The organism is Streptomyces sp. NPDC048185 (genome assembly GCF_043202495.1).
In the GTDB taxonomy this organism is placed as follows: Bacteria; Actinomycetota; Actinomycetes; order Streptomycetales; family Streptomycetaceae; genus Streptomyces.
In genome coordinates this window covers 988,026-1,005,969 of sequence record NZ_JBIDAN010000001.1, presented here as the reverse complement: position 1 = coordinate 1,005,969, position 17,944 = coordinate 988,026, and the positions used below count along the sequence as shown (strand labels likewise).

The following is a 17,944-nucleotide window of genomic DNA, read 5'->3' as shown; positions in this document are numbered from 1 at the left end:
GGTGGCCACGAAGGACGCAGACTCGGGTCCATGGCGGACATGGAGGCGTTCCGGGACGCGGTCACCGCGTGGGCGGCCGGCGGCCCCGGCGAGCCCGCGCGCGAGCTGGCCGGGCGCCTGGACGTCCGGACGGCCGTCCTGCTGGAGGGCCTGAGCGACGCGGCCGCGGTCGACGCGCTGACCGGGCGCCGGGGCCGGGACCTGGCCGCGGAGGGGATCTGCGTCCTCCCCATGGGCGGTGCGATGAACGTCGGCCGCTTCGCCGCGCTCCTCGGCCCGGCCGGCCTGGACCTCCGCCTCACGGGCCTGTGCGACGAACGGGAACGGGGCTACTACGAGCGCGCCCTGGACCGTGCGAACGCGGCGCCGCAGGACCTCTTCGTCTGCGCGGCCGACCTGGAGGACGAGCTGATCCGCGCGCTGGGCGTGCCCCGGGTGACGGCACTGGTCGAGGCGGAGGGCGATCTCCGTCCCCTGCGGACCTTCCTCCAGCAACCCGCGCAGCGCGACCGTACGCCGGAACAGCGCCTGCGCCGCTTCCTCGGCACCAAGAAGGGCCGCAAGATCCACTACGGCCGTGTCCTGGTGGAGGCCCTCACCCCCGACGCCGTCCCCGCCCCGCTGGCGGGCCTGCTCGCGCACCTCTGACGGCACCGCCGCGCCGCCGGCGTCACCCGGAGGCCGGATGCTCCTTGTCCCACTTCCACTGCCAGAGCCTGGACCACCGGTGGTCCTCCTCGAACCCGTCACCCAGGGGCCCGACCCGCTCGACGGCGTCGGCGGTGCGCGGGTCGTCGCGCAGGGCGAGGCCGTAGGCGGCTTCCAGGCGGGTGATCTGGTCGTCCTCGTCCAGCAGCGCGAACAGGGCGTCGGCGACAGCGGGCGTACGGTCCCGGCAGGAGGCCAGCAGCACGGCGGCCTCGCCCCGCAGTCCGGCGTCCGGGTCCTCGGCGAGCATCAGCAACGCCCTTACGGCCGGGCCGAGCAGAGGGTCGTCGCCCACGGCGACCCGGCAGGCCTGGAACCGCACGGTGGCGTCCGGGTCACGGACGAGGGCGAGCAGCGCGGCCCGGCCCGGGGGAGTCAGGGTGCCCTCGCCCGGGTGGAGGAGCGCGGGCACCTGCTGCCGCACCCGGACGTCGGGATGCCCGGCGTGGCGCAGCCCGGCGGCCTCCAGGCCGGGGTGCTCGTACTCGCCGAAGGCGTCGAGCACCTTGGCGAGCATCCCGGGGTCGGTCTCCTCCTCGGCCCAGGCGGACAGGAAGTCACCCTCCGCGTCCGCGTACGGGGAGTCGTGCACGACGACGCCCCGCGTCCGGAGGAAGTCGGCCACGAAGCGACGGTGCGCGAGGTCGGGGTGGTGGCGGTGGGCGACCACGGCCGACCAGGTCGCGAAACTGCGGCGGTGGAGAAGGACCAGGGTCACCTGCCACCAGGTGGCATCGTCCTCGTCCGGCCGGTGCGCGGCTCGGGCGATCAGCTCGTCGACGGGGGTCAGGACGCGGAAGGCCCACTCCAGCGCGGTGAGGATGCCGGCGTGCCCGTCCCGCACGACGAGACCGCCGAGCGACACCTGGTCGATCCGTTGGTAGGCGTCCGCGTCGTCCGGAACGCGGACCGTCTCGGCCGGTCCCGACGCACCCGTACGGCGCCGCAACTCCTCGGCGGCGCCCGTCTCGTGCCAGCTCCGGGCGAGGTCGAGCAGCCGCTCGCGCGTCTTGGCCGGCAACCGCAGCCGGGGCTCGCGGCCGAGTACGGCGGCGGCGACGGCCGGCGAGCCCCCGTCGACGGCCCGCCACAGCGGCGTCGTCCCGTCGGGCAGCACCCGGTCGGGGTCGGCTCCGCCGTCGACCAGCGCGTCGGCGACGGCGGAGTCGTACGCGCCGACGGCCGCGCACAGCACGGGCAGCCCGTCGGGTCCCCCCGTGTCGGGATCGGCCCCCTCACCGAGCAGCGCCCGCACGGCGGACTCGTCCCCTGCCCGCACGGCCGCCACGAGTCGCCCGTCGAGCGAACCTCCCCGCATGACCACCAGCCCCCTTCCGTCCACGGGGCCGAGCCTGTGGGGCAGGCCGCTGCGGAGGCAAGTCGATCACCGCGCCGGGGAGCGGAGCGTCGGGTCGCCTTGGTGGAGGGAGAGCAGGCGCCAGGCGACCGCGCGGAGTTCCTCGTCCTCGTGGTCCTCCGAGAAGGGTGTGGCACTGAGCAGGCGGCGCGGGGAGAAGGCGCAGGCCCGCAGGGCGGGGCGCAGTTCCTCGGGCGTCCGGCCGATGGCGGCGAGGGCCTTGAGGGCGTGCAGGCCGACCGGGCTGGGACCGGCCAGCTCGGTCAGGACGGGGACGGCGCGCTCCGGGGAGCCGGTGATCCAGTGGTGCGCGTCGGCGGCGGCCGCCCGTGTCCACTCGTACCGGGCCGCCAGCATCGGTTCGACGAGGGGGAGCAGAGGCGCGGCGGCACAGCCGAGGGGCTGGAGACGGCCCAGATGCCAGTGGACCGGGCCCTGCGCCGTCGTGAGCAGGTCCTCGAAGGTGCGCAGGGCGGAGGCGGCGTCACCGGTCAGCCGGTAGTGGGCGACGGCCGCCGCGGCTCGCAGCGAGGCGTCGCTGCTCTGCTCGGCCTCCCGCAGGGCGGCTGCGACGTCCCCGTTCAGGACGCCGTCCAGGCCGAGCTGCCGGGCCGCCGCGACGGGCGCGCGGCGGGTCCGTAGACAGTCCACCAGTTCGGGCCGGGCCTGCCGCGCGGAAGCACCCAGGTGTGCCAGCGCGGCGATCAGGGCGTTGGCCGCGTTCCCCGTGGCGCCCGCCGACAATTGCTCGCGGATCACGGCGGTGAGCTCGTCGCCCGCCTCCGGGAAGTCCGCCGCCGCGGCTCGGACCGCCTCGGGATCGGGACGGCGCGAGAGCACATCGAGGGCGCGCGGGTCACGCGACCGGACGAGGGCGAGAAGCGCCGGCCGGGCGGTCTCCTCGCCGCTGCGGGCGTAGTCGTGGAGCGTGTCCCGGAGTTCCCCGCCGGGCTCGGGCACGTGGCCGACCCAACGGCCGATGACGCCGAGCGTATGGGCGAGTGAGCGGGTGTCCCGCTGGTGCGGCAGGGCGGCGAGCAGGAGATCCAGCACCTCGGGTTCCCGGTCGCGCCAGATGCCGGCGACCTCCTGGGCCAGCCAGGACCCGCGCGAGCCGAGGTCTCCCGCGTCGATCCAGTGGGCGGCCACGGCGAGGGCGGCGTCCGGGTCGTCGGTCAGCAGCTCGGTGAGGTGGGTGTCCGGGGAGTCGGTGCCCGGCCACGGGAAGCCGTCGTCCCCCGGGTCCGGTTCGGCCCCGTCCTCGGCGATGACCTCCACCACCTCCGGCGGGTACGGCGGGCCGGACCGCTCGGCGGCGAGCGTGGCCGCCGCCAGCCTGACCTCGGGCCACGGACTGTCGAAGGGCAGCGGCTCCCGCCCGCTCCTGTTCAGCACGACCAGGGCGTCCGCCCGCACCGCCGGGACCGGATCACCGGTGTACAGCTCGCCGACCCGCTCCTCCATCGAGGCCCGCGGCTCGGTGGGCAGGACGTCCGCCACGGCCGCGACCACGCGGAGCGCGGCCCGGCGCACCGACCGCTCGGTGTCCGTCAGGCAGGGCAGCAGCTCGGGGAGCACCCGGGCCAGCTCCGTGCAGACCTCGGCGACGGAACTGTGCGGCCAGTGCGGCGACTCGGTGTCCGAGGGGGCGTGGTCGGCGAGCGTCGCGAGCAGCATCAGCAGGTCGGTGCGCCTGCCGGGGAGCTGCCGGGCGGCGTGCGCGAGGAAGGGCACGGCGGGTGCCGACGCCGAGTACACCGTGCCCTGATGATGGATGTTCCCGTAGAGCTCGTGGATCGCCTCGTCCACGGTCTCCTCGTCACCCTGGTACAGCGCCCTGATCAGCTCGGGGACGTCCTCGGCCGAGCCGTAGGCGTGGGACAGGGACTGCCATCGGACGTCGTCCAGTTCGGCCGGGGACTTCATGGTCGGCGCTCCTTCGCTGATCAAGTGAGCCGACCCTACTGACGGGCACCGACAGCGCCGGCCTTCACGCAGCGGTGAGCTCGCACCACACGTATTTTCCCCGGCCGCCCTGCCGGGCCAGCGGCTGCCATCCCCACACGTCGGCACAGGCTCGCACCAACGCCAGCCCCCGCCCGTCCTCCGCCTGGGCCTCCGCCTCGAACGGCCGGGGCGGCAGGGGCGGTTCGGGGTCCCCGTCCCACGCCCCGATCCGCAACGTCCCCGGAGGCGACCAGCGCACGCGGAGTGCGGCGGGCCCCTTAGTGTGCCGTACGGCGTTGGAGACCAGCTCCGTGGCGAGGAGTTCGGCGACGTCGACGAGGCGGATCAGCCCGTGCATGGTGAGGATCAGGCGGAGGGTGCGGCGGCTGACGGTGACGGCACGGAGGTCGTTGGGGATGTGGAGGGAGTACTCCCACGGTTCGTTTTCGGGCATGCGGAACTCCGGTGTGTGGGTGAGGGGTTCAGGACGGGCCAGGTGTCATTGCCGCGGCCGTCATGGCAGGACGGAGCGGTGCGCTTCCGGTGACCCGGTGCCGCACGGTGTGCGTCGCGTCACTGACGGTAGACCTTAAAGTTTCGGCGCGGCAAGCCGATCCCGTAATCTGACCCCCGAACGAGTCGCGCCGTCCGGCGTGTTGGGACAAGGAGCGGTCGATGCCCACGAGACGCGAACCCACGGCGCGGCAGCTGCGCCTGGCGGTGGAACTTCGCCGGCTCCGCGAGGCGGCAGGACTCACCGCTCGGCAGGCCGCAGCCATGCTCGGCGTGAGCAACGTCCAGATCAGCCAGATCGAGGCGGGGCTGTCGGGGGTGAGTGAGGAGCGGCTCCGACGCCTGGCTTCTCACTACGCCTGCACCGACGAGACCTTCGTTGCCGCGCTCGTCACCATGGCCACCGACCGGACACGCGGTTGGTGGGAGGAGTACCGAGGGCTCCTGCCCACTTCGTTCCTGGACCTCGCCGAACTGGATCACCACGCGACGTTTCTGCGAGAGGTGGCGATCCTGTACGTGCCGGGCCTGCTGCAGACGGAGGAGTACGCCCGGGCAGTGTTTTCCGCCCGAGTCCCCGAACTGACCTCCGAGGAGCTTGACCTGCGTGTCCGTCATCGACTGAGGCGTCAGCAGATCAGGCTCCCGTACGAGCTCGTGATTCACGAAGCCGCCCTGCGTTTCAGGGTCAGCGACCGCGTTGCCTCCCGGGCTCAACTCGGCAAGCTTCTGGAGCTCTCGGAAGCGGACGATGTCACCGTGCGTGTCATTCCCTTTGATCTGGACGGCTTCGCCAGGGCAGCCAGCTCCATGACCTACGTGGGCGGCCCTGTTCCCAGGCTGGACACGGTGGTGCGTGACGTGCCCCATGGCTCCGCCTTCATCGACTCCGAAGCACAGCTCAGCGCTTTTCGAACGCGCTTCCGTAAGGTGGAAGCCGTGGCACTCGACCCCGGACGGTCGCGTGATTTCATCAGCAGGCTGGCGAAGGAGCTGTGAGGCACTCCATGGACAACTGGCGGAAGTCCTCTTACTCGGGCCCCGACGACGGAAACAACTGCGTCGAGATCGCGACCCGCGCCCACGAGGTCGCCGTCCGCGACAGCAAGGCCCCCGCGCACGGGACGCTCGTCGTCCCGGCCGAGGCCTTCAGGGTCTTCGTCCGGGCCCTCAAGACGACGGCGATGCCGTAACGCGCCGCAGGCGCTGTCACACCCCACCGGTACCGTCGCCCCATGTCCAACCAGCCCTCCGCCGCGCCCGGTGAACGGCGGCTCGCCACTCTCGAAGGCGTCCTGGAACGCATCACGTACGCCAACGAGGAGAACGGGTACACCGTCGCCCGCGTCGACACCGGCAGAGGTGCCGGTGATCTGCTGACCGTCGTCGGTGCGCTGCTCGGTGCGCAGGTGGGGGAGTCGCTGCGGATGGAGGGCCGCTGGGGGTCGCACCCCCAGTACGGCAAGCAGTTCCACGTCGAGAACTACACGACCGTCCTGCCCGCCACCGTCCAGGGCATCCGGCGCTATCTCGGCTCCGGGCTCGTCAAGGGCATCGGGCCGGTCTTCGCCGACCGCATCACGCAGCACTTCGGCATCGACACCCTCACCGTCATCGAGGAGGAGCCCAAGCGGCTCATCGAGGTGCCCGGCCTCGGCCCCAAGCGGACGAAGAAGATCGCCGACGCCTGGGAGGAGCAGAAGGCGATCAAGGAGGTCATGCTCTTCCTCCAGACCGTCGAGGTGTCGACGTCGATCGCCGTCCGCATCTACAAGAAGTACGGCGACGCCTCCATCTCCGTCGTGAAGAACCAGCCCTACCGCCTCGCCGCCGACGTGTGGGGCATCGGCTTCCTCACCGCCGACAAGATCGCCCAGTCCGTCGGTATCCCGCACGACAGCCCCGACCGGGTGAAGGCGGGACTGCAGTACGCGCTGTCGCAGGCCACCGACCAGGGGCACTGCTATCTCCCCGAGGAGAAGCTGATCGCCGACGCGGTCAAGCTGCTCCAGGTGGACACCGGCCTGGTCATCGAGTGCCTCGCCGAGCTCGCCGCCGAGCCGGAGGAGGACGGGGAGGACCCCGGCGTCGTACGGGAGAAGGTCCCCGACCCGGAGGGCGGCGAGCCCGTCACCGCGGTCTACCTCGTGCCCTTCCACCGCGCCGAGCTGGCCCTCGCCGGACAGCTTCGGCGCCTCCTGCGCACCGACGAGGACCGGATGCCCGCCTTCCGGGACGTGGCCTGGGACAAGGCGCTCGGCTGGCTCCGGCAGCGCACGGGCGCCGACCTCGCCCCCGAGCAGGAGGCCGCCGTCAAGCTGGCGCTGACCGAGAAGGTCGCCGTCCTCACCGGCGGACCCGGCTGCGGCAAGTCCTTCACGGTCCGGTCGATCGTCGAGCTGGCCCGCGCCAAGAAGGCCAGGGTCGTCCTCGCCGCCCCGACCGGCCGCGCCGCGAAGCGCCTCGCCGAGCTGACCGGCGCCGAGGCGTCGACCGTGCACCGCCTGCTGGAGCTCAAGCCGGGCGGTGACGCCGCCTACGACCGAGACCGGCCCCTCGACGCCGACCTGGTCGTGGTCGACGAGGCGTCCATGCTGGACCTGCTGCTCGCCAACAAGCTGGTGAAGGCCGTGCCGCCCGGGGCGCACCTGCTCTTCGTCGGGGACGTCGACCAGCTGCCCAGCGTGGGTGCGGGGGAGGTGCTGAGGGACCTGCTGGCGCCCGGCAGCCCCGTCCCCGCCGTCCGCCTCACCCGTGTCTTCCGGCAGGCCCAGCAGTCCGGTGTGGTGACCAACGCGCACCGGATCAACGCCGGGCAGCACCCCGTCACCGACGGCATGAAGGACTTCTTCCTCTTCGTCGAGGACGACACGGAGGAGGCGGGCCGGCTCACGGTGGACGTGGCGGCCCGGCGGATCCCGGCCAGGTTCGGGCTCGATCCGCGCCGCGACGTCCAGGTCCTCGCCCCCATGCACCGCGGGCCCGCCGGCGCCGGCACGCTGAACGGACTGCTCCAGCAGGCCGTCACCCCGGGCCGCCCCGACCTCCCCGAGAAGCGCTTCGGCGGCCGGGTGTTCCGCGTCGGCGACAAGGTCACCCAGATCCGCAACAATTACGAGAAGGGCGAGAACGGTGTCTTCAACGGCACCGTCGGCGTGGTCACCTCGCTCGACCCGGTGGACCAGCGCCTCACCGTCCTGACGGACGAGGACGAGGAGGTCCCGTACGAATTCGACGAACTGGACGAACTGGCCCACGCCTACGCGGTGACCATCCACCGCTCCCAGGGCAGCGAGTACCCGGCGGTGGTGATCCCCGTGACCACCGGCGCCTGGATGATGCTCCAGCGGAACCTGCTGTACACGGCGGTCACCCGGGCCAAGAAGCTGGTCGTGCTCGTCGGCTCGCGCAAGGCGATCGGGCAGGCGGTGCGCACGGTCTCCGCCGGGCGGCGCTGTACGGCGCTCGACTTCCGGCTCGCGGGCTCCTGACCCGCAAGCTCCACGCCCCGGCGCCACCCTGCCAGGAAAAAAATGATCGATCAAACGAGTCGCAAAGGTCACAGAGCACTTCCGGAACCACGGGAGAGGGGGCAGGATGGGCAAGTTGGCGGCACTCAGTGCCGCCGATAGGCCCGATGGTCGACCCCGAGTGCACTCTCCTGAGCCAAGTGGGGGATGGTAGAGACAGTCAGGGCACCTCGAAGATGAGGCACTACGTCGGTGAGGGAAGACGTGAGCGAGCACACCAACAACTCGGTAGTACTGCGGTACGGCGACGGCGAGTACACCTACCCGGTGATCGACAGCACCGTCGGTGACAAGGGCTTCGACATCGGGAAGCTCCGCGCCCAGACCGGTCTGGTGACACTGGACAGCGGCTACGGCAACACCGCCGCCTACAAATCCGCCATTACGTACCTGGACGGCGAGGCGGGCATCCTCCGGTACCGCGGCTACCCGATCGAGCAGCTCGCGGAGCGCTCCTCCTTCGTGGAGGTCGCCTACCTGCTGATCAACGGCGAGCTGCCCACCGTCGACCAGCTGTCCGCGTTCAAGGACGAGATCACGCAGCACACCCTGCTGCACGAGGACGTCAAGAACTTCTACAAGGGCTTCCCGCGCGACGCCCACCCGATGGCCATGCTGTCGTCGGTCGTCTCGGCGCTGTCCACGTTCTACCAGGACAGCCACAACCCGTTCGACGAGCGTCAGCGCAACCTCTCGACGATCCGGCTGCTCGCCAAGCTCCCGACGATCGCGGCGTACGCGTACAAGAAGTCGATCGGCCACCCGTTCGTCTACCCGCGCAACGACCTCGGCTACGTCGAGAACTTCCTGCGCATGACCTTCTCCGTCCCGGCGCAGGAGTACGAGCTCGACCCGACGGTCGTCGCCGCCCTGGACAAGCTGCTGATCCTGCACGCGGACCACGAGCAGAACTGTTCGACCTCCACCGTCCGCCTGGTCGGCTCCTCGCAGGCGAACATGTTCGCCTCCATCTCGGCCGGCATCAACGCCCTGTGGGGCCCGCTGCACGGCGGCGCCAACCAGTCGGTGCTGGAGATGCTGGAGGGCATCCGCGACGCGGGCGGCGACGTCGACTCCTTCATCCGCAAGGTGAAGAACAAGGAGGACGGCGTCCGCCTGATGGGCTTCGGCCACCGGGTCTACAAGAACTTCGACCCGCGCGCCAAGATCATCAAGGCCGCCGCGCACGACGTGCTCTCCGCCCTCGGCAAGTCCGACGAGCTGCTGGACATCGCCCTGAAGCTGGAGGAGCACGCGCTCTCCGACGACTACTTCGTCTCGCGCAGCCTCTACCCGAACGTCGACTTCTACACCGGCCTGATCTACCGGGCCATGGGCTTCCCGACCGAGATGTTCACGGTCCTGTTCGCCCTCGGCCGCCTGCCGGGCTGGATCGCCCAGTGGCACGAAATGATCAAGGAGCCGGGTTCCCGCATCGGCCGTCCGCGACAGATCTACACGGGCGTCGTCGAGCGCGACTTCGTGCCCGTCGAGGAGCGCTGACACCTGCCGGTGGGGGTGCCCTGCGCCTACTGAGAGGCCGTCGCTGAGGGGTGTGGGCGACTGCGGGCCGGCTGTGGCTGGTCGCGCCCGCGCGGCGGAGCCGCATGTCGGCACCGCCCCGCGCCCCTTCGGGCGCTTGCGGTTCCCCGCGCCCCTTCGGGCGGTTGCGCAACCGTAGAAAAAAAGAAGGCGCCCTGGCGCCGGTCCCCCCACGGGCCGACGACCAGGGCGCCTTCCCATGTCCCGGTGCGGATTCCCCCCACGGGATCCGGCCGGGCGTCTGTGAGGACAGCGCCTGAATCGCTGTGAAACGTGCTGCGGACATCCTGCGGTCTGCCGGGACAGCGCACGCCCGGGAGGGCCGCTCAAAGCTTCCCGGTGTACGTGTCCCGGCAACGCATCTCTGGGAAAGTCCCCCAAGACATCCCCAGATGCCAGGTGGCGCCCCCCAAGACGCTGCCTGACATCGCCAACTTAGACCCTCGAACCCCTTCGATGGTTACGTTCGCGTCACTGTGATCTGCGTCTCTTGCATATGTCCGTTAACTACGCAAGAGCCTCGATACGCCGAACGAGACCAGCGTAAGGAATATGCGCGAGCCTTGTGAAGAGCTTATGTGAGGTACGTGCCGGACTCCAGAGGCACTTCGCCACAGTCCGGACCCGTCGTCAGCGAAACGTGCGCAGCCGGAGACTGTTGGTGACGACGAACACCGAGGAGAACGCCATCGCCGCGCCCGCGATCATCGGGTTCAGCAGCCCCGCGGCGGCCAGCGGCAGCGCGGCCACGTTGTAGCCGAAGGCCCACACGAGATTGCCCTTGATCGTCGCGAGGGTCCGCCGGGACAGCCGGATCGCGTCCGCCGCCACCCGCAGGTCCCCGCGCACCAGCGTCAGGTCGCCCGCCTCGATCGCCGCGTCCGTCCCCGTGCCCATCGCCAGCCCCAGATCGGCCGTGGCGAGCGCGGCCGCGTCGTTGACGCCGTCCCCGACCATGGCGACCGTGCGGCCCTCCGCCTGCAGCCGCCGGACCGCCGCGACCTTGTCCTCGGGCAGCACCTCCGCGATCACCTCGTCGATCCCGACGGACCGGGCGACCGACTCGGCGACCCGCCGGTTGTCGCCGGTCAGCAGCACGGGCGCGAGGCCCAGCCGACGCAGCTCGGCGACCGCCTCGGCACTCGTCTCCTTCACGGCGTCCGCGACGGCGACGACACCCCGTGCCACCCCGTCCCAGCCGACCACGACGGCCGTACGTCCGCCTCTCTCGGCCTCGTCCCTGGCGCGGGCCACCTCGTCCGGGAGGTCGTCGTAGAGGCGCCCCACGGCCACCTCACGGCCCTCCACGCGCCCGCGCACGCCGCGCCCCGGGACGTTCTCGAAGTCCGCCACCTCCGGCAGCGCACCGGCCCGCTCCTCGGCGCCGGCCGCGACCGCGCGGGCCACGGGGTGCTCGGAGGCGTGCTCGACGGCGCCCGCCAGCCGCAGCAGCTGCTTCTCGTCGGTGCCCTCGGCGGCGTACACCTCGTGCAGGGTCATGCGGCCGGTGGTGACGGTGCCGGTCTTGTCCAGGACCACCGTGTCGACGCGGCGCGTGGACTCCAGCACCTCCGGGCCCTTGATCAGGATCCCGAGCTGCGCACCGCGCCCGGTGCCGACCAGCAGCGCGGTCGGCGTGGCGAGGCCGAGCGCGCACGGGCAGGCGATGATCAGGACGGCGACGGCGGCGGTGAACGCGGCGACCGTGTCACCGGTGGCACCCAGCCATCCCCCGAAGGTGGCGGCCGCGATCAGCAGGACGACGGGCACGAAGACGCCGGAGATCCGGTCGGCGAGCCGCTGCACCTCGGCCTTGCCGCTCTGCGCGTCCTCCACCAGCTTCGCCATCCGCGCGAGCTGCGTGTCCGCCCCGACCCGCGTCGCCTCCACCACCAGCCGGCCCCCGGCGTTGACCGTGGCGCCGGTGACGGTGTCGCCGACGGCCACGTCCACCGGCACCGACTCGCCGGTCAGCAGGGAGGCGTCCACGGCGCTCGTGCCCTCGGTCACGGTGCCGTCGGTGGCGATCTTCTCGCCGGGCCGGACGACGAACCGGTCGCCGACGGCCAGCCGGGACACGGGCACGCGCACTTCCCGGCCCTCGCGCAGCACCGCCACGTCCTTGGCGCCCAGCTCCATCAGGGCCCGCAGCGCGGCGCCGGCCCGGCGCTTGGAGCGGGCCTCCAGCCAGCGGCCGAGGAGCAGGAAGGCGGTGACCCCGGCGGCGGCCTCCAGGTAGATGGCGGAGGCGCCGTCGGCGCGGGAGACCGTGAGGTCGAAGCCGTGCCGCATGCCCGGCATGCCCGCGTCCCCGAGGAACAGCGCCCACAGCGACCAGCCGAACGCGGCCAGCGTGCCGAGCGAGACCAGCGTGTCCATGGTGGCCGCGCCGTGCCGGACGTTGGTCCAGGTGGCGCGGTGGAAGGGGAGCCCGCCCCAGACGACGACGGGTGCGGCCAGGGTGAGCGAGAGCCACTGCCAGTTGTCGAACTGGAGCGCCGGGACCATGGCGAGCAGGACGACGGGGGCGGCGAGGACGGCCGACACGACGAGGCGGCGGCGCAGCGCCGACAGCTCGGGGTCGTCGTCCTCCTGCCGCGCTTGCGTCCCGTCGGCCGGCTCCGGGGGCGGCGCGGGTTCCTCGGCGGTGTAGCCGGTCCTGACGACGGTGGCGACGAGGTCGGCCACGGGGATGGTCACCGGGTAGGTGATGCGGGCCTTCTCCGTCGCGTAGTTCACCGTGGCGCTCACGCCGTCCATGCGGTTGAGCTTCTTCTCGACGCGGGCCGCGCAGGAGGCGCAGGTCATCCCGCCGATGAGCAGCTCGACCTCGGCGAGGTCCGGCTCGGTGGCCGTGGGGGTGTCCGCGGTGGTGGTCATGTCCGGGCTCCAGGAGGCCGACCGGGCCGGGCGCGGCCGGCCCGTGAGCCGGTGGGGACGGCCCGGTCGGCGGGGCGGTGGATGCTGCTGGGCGAGGGGAGGTGGGCTCAGGCCTTGCCGGCGAGTTCGAAGCCGGCCTCGTCCACGGCGGCGCGCACCGCCTCGTCGTCGAGCGGGGCCTCGGAGACGACGGTGACCTCACCGGTCGCGGCGACGGCCTGCACCGAGGCGACGCCGGGGATCTCGGAGATCTCGCCGGAGACGGCGCCCTCGCAGTGTCCGCAGCTCATGCCGCTCACCTTGTAGACGGTGGTGACGGAACCCTGGGTGTCGGTCTGGGCGGTCATGTCGTACTCCTCGTCGGGCCGTGCGTGCGGGGGTCGGGTACCCGTGATGTCGCGGGTACCCGCGGGTACCGTGGTCCAGCGCCGGACCACGCACCTCCCACTGTACCCCTAGGGGGTATGAATGCCGCTCAGCCTCCCGCACGGTGGAGGGATTGCCGTACACGGAAGTGAGGACAGCGGATGCGCGCGGTGGTGTTCGAGAGGTTCGGGGAGCCCGCCGAGGTGCGTGAGGTGCCCGATCCGGCGCCCGCACCGCACGGCGTGGTGGTCCGCGTCGAGGCGACCGGACTGTGCCGCAGCGACTGGCACGGCTGGCAGGGCCACGACCCGGACATCACGCTGCCGCACGTGCCGGGTCACGAACTCGCCGGTGTCGTCGAGGCGGCCGGCGACCGGGTGACCGGGTGGCGGCCCGGCGACCGGGTCACCGTGCCCTTCGTCTGCGCCTGCGGAAGCTGCGCCGCGTGCGCGGCCGGCGACCAGCAGGTGTGCGAAGCGCAGACCCAGCCGGGCTTCACCCACTGGGGCTCCTTCGCGCGGTACGTGGCGCTCGACCACGCCGACGTCAACCTCGTCGCCGTCCCCGAGGACATGTCGTACGCGACCGCCGCCTCCCTCGGTTGCCGGTTCGCCACCGCGTTCCGGGCCGTGGTCCAGCAGGGCCGGGTCGCGGCGGGGGAGTGGGTCGCGGTGCACGGCTGCGGCGGGGTGGGCCTGTCGGCGGTGATGATCGCCGCCGCCTCCGGCGCACGCGTCGTCGCCGTCGACGTGTCGCCCCGGGCGCTGGAGCTGGCGCGGGCGTTCGGCGCGGCCGCGTGCGTGGACGCCGGCCGGCACGAGGACACGGCGGCGGCCGTCCGCGACCTGACCGGCGGCGGCGCCCACCTCTCCCTCGACGCCCTCGGCTCGCCCGTCACCTGCGCCGCGTCCGTGAACGGCCTGCGCCGCCGCGGCCGCCACGTCCAGGTCGGCCTGCTGCCCTCGCCGACCGGCACCACCCCGGTCCCGATGGCCCGCGCCGTCGCCCTCGAACTCGAACTGCTCGGCAGCCACGGCATGGCCGCGCACACCTACCCGCCGATGCTGGAGCTGGTCCGCACCGGCGTGCTCCGCCCCGACCGGCTGGTGACCTCCACCATCGGGCTGGACGCCGTACCGGCCGCCCTGGCGGCGATGGGGACGGCACCCGGCGCGGGAGTGACGGTCATCGAGCCGTGACGTCCGCCTCCTCGGGGCGCCCGCCGTGGACGGCCCACTCCCGGTCCAGGACGGCCATGACCACCTCGTCCACCCACTCCCCGTCACGCCACGCCGCCTCCCGGCGCACGCCCTCCACCACGAAGCCGGCCTTCTCGTAGACGCGCAGCGCCCGGTGGTTGTTGCCGTAGACCTCGAGCTGGACCCGGTGCAACCCGGCCTGCTCGAAGCCGTGCCCCACGATCAGCCGGGTCGCCTCGGTGCCGACGCCCCGGCCGCGCCCCCGCGGCCCGATCAGCGTGCGGAAGGTGCAGGAACGGTTCACCGGGTCCCACTCGTACAGCACGACCTCGCCGAGGAGTTCGCCGTCGGCGGGGTCGGTGACGGCGAGGTCGAGGCGGTCGGGCCGCGCGCCGCGCGAGCCGTACCAGTCGCGGAGCCGCTCCGGGGTGAGGGCGCTGTCCGGCGGGAACGTGAAGCGGACGACCTCGGGGTCGTTGACGATCTCCCACATGTGCTCGGCGTCGGCCTCGGTGAACGGCCGCAGTACGGTTCTGTCACCGGTCAGGACCGGTTTCACGGAGAAGTCCATGGGCGGCACTGTGCCCCACGAGGCCGTGGGGCACAGAACGGTTTTCCGCCCTACCGCCCCCGGTTGCGCGGCCGGGACGCCACCCAGGCCCGGACCGTGTCCGCGTACCAGTAGGGCTTCCCGCCCTCCACGTGGTCGGGCGGGGGCAGCAGACCGTGCTTGCGGTACGACCGCACGGTGTCCGGCTGGACCCGGATGTGGGCCGCGATGTCCTTGTAGGACCAGAGCCTTCGGTCGGTCACGTCACGCACCTCCCCGCGCGCACCGCGGCGGCGGCCGGGGACGGCTGCCGGGGGGAGCCGGGTGCTGCGCTGGCGATCACCAAGCCTGTGCCGGGTGAACGACGCCCGGGGGCGGGTGGTCAGGCCCCGTTCCCGGGTGTGACCGAAGGCCCGCGTGCTCGTGACACCCGTGACACGGAGGAGGTGTTTGTGACACGAGTGCCGCAAAGGCGTTCCCCGGGGTTCGTGCGCGGAGGGTTGACCCAGGCGCGCGGGGGCCCCGGGAACGAGCGGGCGACCCGCCACCCGGAGTATGTCGTCCGAATGTCCGGACAAAACATTGACAGGCTCGGTGCGCGGGGCTAGAAACCGGGGGGAGACGCCTCCGGCGCGGGAAGGCCGCTTCGCCCTGGCAGGAGCGAAGGGCGCGCGACGACTCCCCGCCCGCCCCGGCCCCGCGCCGGAGGTTCCGCCGTACTGCCCCACGTGTCCACTCGGACACCCAAACCGCATACACAGTGTCGGGCGCGCGTCCGGGCGCCCGGCTGCTGAGATGGACCCATGGCCGTGACCGCGACCCGACCGTCGCCGGCGCGGCCCGTGAGCTGGACGAACGGCACGCTACGACCCGTCGCCGCCGATGTGAAGGAGTTCTCGGTCATGACGAACATCGTCAACCACTGGATCGGCGGCAAGACCGCCGAAGGCGCCTCGGGCACGTACGGGCCGGTGACCGACCCGGCGACCGGTGAGGTCACCACCAAGGTGGCCTTCGCCTCGGTGGACGAGGTGGACGCCGCCGTCGCCGCCGCCCAGGAGGCGTACCTGACCTGGGGGCAGTCCTCGCTGGCGCAGCGGACCTCGATCCTCTTCAGGTTCCGGGCGCTGCTGGACGCCCACCGCGACGAGATCGCCGACCTGATCACCGCCGAGCACGGCAAGGTGCACTCCGACGCGCTCGGCGAGGTCGCGCGCGGCCTGGAGATCGTCGACCTGGCGTGCGGCATCACCGTGCAGCTCAAGGGCGAGCTGTCGACGCAGGTCGCCACCCGTGTCGACGTGTCCTCCATCCGGCAGCCGCTCGGCGTCGTCGCGGGCATCACGCCGTTCAACTTCCCCGCCATGGTGCCGATGTGGATGTTCCCCATCGCCATCGCCTGCGGCAACACCTTCGTGCTCAAGCCGAGCGAGAAGGACCCGTCGGCCGCCGTGAAGATCGCCGAGCTGCTCTCCGAGGCCGGCCTGCCGGACGGCGTCTTCAACGTCGTGCACGGCGACAAGGTGGCCGTGGACCGCCTGCTGGAGCACCCGGACGTCAAGGCCGTCTCCTTCGTCGGCTCCACGCCGATCGCCCGCTACATCCACACCACCGCCTCCGCCAACGGCAAGCGCGTCCAGGCGCTGGGCGGCGCCAAGAACCACATGCTGGTGCTGCCGGACGCGGACCTCGACGCGGCGGCCGACGCCGCGGTGAGCGCGGCCTACGGCTCGGCGGGCGAGCGCTGCATGGCGATCTCCGCGGTCGTCGCGGTCGGCGCCGTCGGCGACGAGCTGGTGGAGAAGATCCGCGAGCGCGCCGAGAAGATCAAGATCGGTCCGGGCAACGACCCGGCGTCCGAGATGGGCCCGCTGATCACCAAGGCGCACCGCGACAAGGTGGCGTCCTACGTCGCGGGCGCGGCGGCCGAGGGCTGCGAGGTCGTCCTCGACGGCACCGGCTACACCGTCGACGGCCACGAGGACGGCCACTGGATCGGCATCTCCCTGCTGGACCGGGTGCCGACCACGGCCAAGGCGTACCAGGACGAGATCTTCGGCCCGGTGCTGTGCGTGCTGCGCGCCGACACCTACGAGGAGGGCCTGGCCCTCATCAACGCCTCGCCGTTCGGCAACGGCACCGCGATCTTCACCCGGGACGGCGGCGCGGCCCGCCGCTTCCAGCTGGAGGTCGAGGCCGGCATGGTCGGCGTGAACGTCCCGATCCCGGTCCCCGTGGGCTACCACTCCTTCGGCGGCTGGAAGGACTCCCTCTTCGGCGACCACCACATCTACGGCAACGACGGCACGCACTTCTACACCCGCGGCAAGGTCGTCACCACCCGCTGGCCGGACCCGGCCGACGCCCCGGCGGGCGTGGACCTGGGCTTCCCCCGCAACCACTGAGGCGAAGCCCCGGAGAAACACGCGGTGCCCCGTCCCACCCGTGCGGGACGGGGCACCGCCGTGCCCGGGTCAGCCCTGCTGCTGCGCCTTCACCTCGTCGGTCAGGTCGCCGGTCTGGTCGGCGGGCGGGGCCACGATGTCCTTGGTGGCGCCGAACTTGTCGAAGTCCATGGTCACCGTCATGGCGCCGAACTCCTGCTTCAGGCGCACCGGCAGGTCCTTGTCGCCCACCCAGATGTCCATGGTGACGGAGCCGCTGCCCGCACCGGAGCCGAGCAGGCTGTCCTCGCCGCCGAGGGCCTCCTCGAACTTGCCCAGGTCGTCCTGGTCGAGCACGGCCCGGTAGTGCGTCGTGGGCTTGCCGTTGACGTTCTCCTTGCCGAGGTCGTCGACGTCGCTCGCGTACTTGAGACCCTTCATCGAGTCCGCCGGGCTGCCGCCCCCGCCGCCCCCGCTGAAGGCGGCGGCGCCCGACTCGCCGAACACGGCCGACCCGTCGATCTTCATCCACTCCTTGCCCGCGAGCGGGCCGGCGGGCTGCGGGTCGATGTCGTAGTAGTACGCGCCGTCCACGAACAGCGTGCGCACCGTCGGGGAGTCCGTGAGCTCCTGCATCTGGGCGGCCTCGGCGTCCATCTCGACGTCGAGCGCGTAACCGTCGCCCCAGGAGTACGTGCCGTCCATCGCGATGGGCTCGCCCGTGCCCAGGTCGGTCGTCGTCCTGACCTCCGCCGAGCCCAGCTCCTCGGTGCGGTCGGTGGCCCGGGTGAGGGCCGCCATGACGGCGTCCGCCTGGTCCACGGCCTTCGTCGCCGCCTTGTCCGCGGTCTCGGCGGCGTTCTTCGCGCCCTCCGCACCGCACGCGGACGTCGCCACGATCGTCGCCGCCGTCAGCCCCACCCAGACCGCCGTGTACCTCAGCTTCATAAGTCCCCACCCGTTGCCGT

15 protein-coding genes are annotated in these 17,944 nt (G+C 72.3%); 7 read left to right on the top strand and 8 right to left on the bottom strand.

Going from position 1 to position 17,944, the window contains the following annotated elements:
• Nucleotides 1-30 precede the first annotated feature (30 nt).
• Entirely contained in the window at nucleotides 31-648 is a 618-nt protein-coding gene (locus tag ACGF3H_RS04445) for a TOPRIM nucleotidyl transferase/hydrolase domain-containing protein (RefSeq protein ID WP_362491966.1), read from the top strand.
• 22 nt (nucleotides 649-670) lie between these two features.
• Here ACGF3H_RS04445 and ACGF3H_RS04440 read toward each other — a convergent pair whose 3' ends face one another.
• The 3 genes from ACGF3H_RS04440 to ACGF3H_RS04430 form a co-directional block, all read right to left on the bottom strand.
• Entirely contained in the window at nucleotides 671-2,050 is a 1,380-nt protein-coding gene (locus tag ACGF3H_RS04440) for an ankyrin repeat domain-containing protein (RefSeq protein WP_362491969.1), read from the bottom strand.
• A gap of 42 nt (nucleotides 2,051-2,092) precedes the next feature.
• The gene (locus ACGF3H_RS04435; RefSeq protein ID WP_362491971.1) at nucleotides 2,093-3,991 is read right to left on the bottom strand and encodes a hypothetical protein; all 1,899 of its coding nucleotides are present in this window, start codon (nucleotides 3,989-3,991) and stop codon (nucleotides 2,093-2,095) included.
• 64 nt (nucleotides 3,992-4,055) lie between these two features.
• Nucleotides 4,056-4,466, bottom strand: a complete 411-nt coding sequence (locus ACGF3H_RS04430) for an ATP-binding protein (RefSeq protein ID WP_362491974.1) — start codon at nucleotides 4,464-4,466, stop codon at nucleotides 4,056-4,058.
• Between the two features lie 221 nt (nucleotides 4,467-4,687).
• Here ACGF3H_RS04430 and ACGF3H_RS04425 point away from each other — a divergent pair, with 221 nt between their 5' ends.
• From ACGF3H_RS04425 to ACGF3H_RS04410, 4 genes are all read left to right on the top strand, one after another.
• Nucleotides 4,688-5,524, top strand: coding sequence for a Scr1 family TA system antitoxin-like transcriptional regulator (locus tag ACGF3H_RS04425; protein ID WP_362491976.1), 837 nt, complete (start codon nucleotides 4,688-4,690; stop codon nucleotides 5,522-5,524).
• An 8-nt stretch (nucleotides 5,525-5,532) separates the two neighbouring features.
• Nucleotides 5,533-5,718 (top strand): DUF397 domain-containing protein, encoded by a 186-nt coding sequence (locus ACGF3H_RS04420; RefSeq protein ID WP_362492167.1) that lies wholly within the window; start codon nucleotides 5,533-5,535, stop codon nucleotides 5,716-5,718.
• Nucleotides 5,719-5,760: 42 nt separating this feature from the next.
• Nucleotides 5,761-8,016, top strand: a complete 2,256-nt coding sequence (locus ACGF3H_RS04415; RefSeq protein ID WP_362491979.1) for an ATP-dependent RecD-like DNA helicase — start codon at nucleotides 5,761-5,763, stop codon at nucleotides 8,014-8,016.
• Between the two features lie 243 nt (nucleotides 8,017-8,259).
• Nucleotides 8,260-9,558 (top strand): citrate synthase, encoded by a 1,299-nt coding sequence (locus ACGF3H_RS04410; protein ID WP_362491982.1) that lies wholly within the window; start codon nucleotides 8,260-8,262, stop codon nucleotides 9,556-9,558.
• A 669-nt stretch (nucleotides 9,559-10,227) separates the two neighbouring features.
• Here the strand turns inward: ACGF3H_RS04410 and ACGF3H_RS04405 are convergent.
• Nucleotides 10,228-12,477, bottom strand: a complete 2,250-nt coding sequence (locus ACGF3H_RS04405) for a heavy metal translocating P-type ATPase (RefSeq protein WP_362491984.1) — start codon at nucleotides 12,475-12,477, stop codon at nucleotides 10,228-10,230.
• A gap of 107 nt (nucleotides 12,478-12,584) precedes the next feature.
• Nucleotides 12,585-12,824, bottom strand: a complete 240-nt coding sequence (locus ACGF3H_RS04400; protein WP_362491987.1) for a heavy-metal-associated domain-containing protein — start codon at nucleotides 12,822-12,824, stop codon at nucleotides 12,585-12,587.
• Between the two features lie 180 nt (nucleotides 12,825-13,004).
• On the opposite strand from ACGF3H_RS04400, the gene ACGF3H_RS04395 reads away from it, so the two are divergent.
• Nucleotides 13,005-14,042 (top strand): zinc-dependent alcohol dehydrogenase family protein, encoded by a 1,038-nt coding sequence (locus tag ACGF3H_RS04395; RefSeq protein ID WP_362491990.1) that lies wholly within the window; start codon nucleotides 13,005-13,007, stop codon nucleotides 14,040-14,042.
• Here ACGF3H_RS04395 and ACGF3H_RS04390 read toward each other — a convergent pair.
• Together ACGF3H_RS04390 and ACGF3H_RS04385 are read right to left on the bottom strand one after the other, a co-directional pair.
• Nucleotides 14,029-14,613: a GNAT family protein gene (locus ACGF3H_RS04390; protein ID WP_362491993.1), complete on the bottom strand. Its 585-nt coding sequence runs from the start codon at nucleotides 14,611-14,613 to the stop codon at nucleotides 14,029-14,031. The two genes, ACGF3H_RS04395 and ACGF3H_RS04390, sit on opposite strands and share 14 nt — an antisense overlap.
• Nucleotides 14,614-14,663: 50 nt before the next feature.
• Entirely contained in the window at nucleotides 14,664-14,855 is a 192-nt protein-coding gene (locus tag ACGF3H_RS04385; RefSeq protein WP_077801771.1) for an AlpA family transcriptional regulator, read from the bottom strand.
• Nucleotides 14,856-15,494: 639 nt separating this feature from the next.
• Here ACGF3H_RS04385 and mmsA point away from each other — a divergent pair.
• Nucleotides 15,495-16,997: a CoA-acylating methylmalonate-semialdehyde dehydrogenase gene (mmsA, locus tag ACGF3H_RS04380; RefSeq protein WP_362491996.1), complete on the top strand. Its 1,503-nt coding sequence runs from the start codon at nucleotides 15,495-15,497 to the stop codon at nucleotides 16,995-16,997.
• Between the two features lie 69 nt (nucleotides 16,998-17,066).
• Here the strand turns inward: mmsA and ACGF3H_RS04375 are convergent, their stop codons facing one another.
• Complete coding sequence (locus tag ACGF3H_RS04375; RefSeq protein ID WP_362491999.1) at nucleotides 17,067-17,924, bottom strand: hypothetical protein; 858 nt, start codon at nucleotides 17,922-17,924, stop codon at nucleotides 17,067-17,069.
• Nucleotides 17,925-17,944 lie beyond the last annotated feature (20 nt).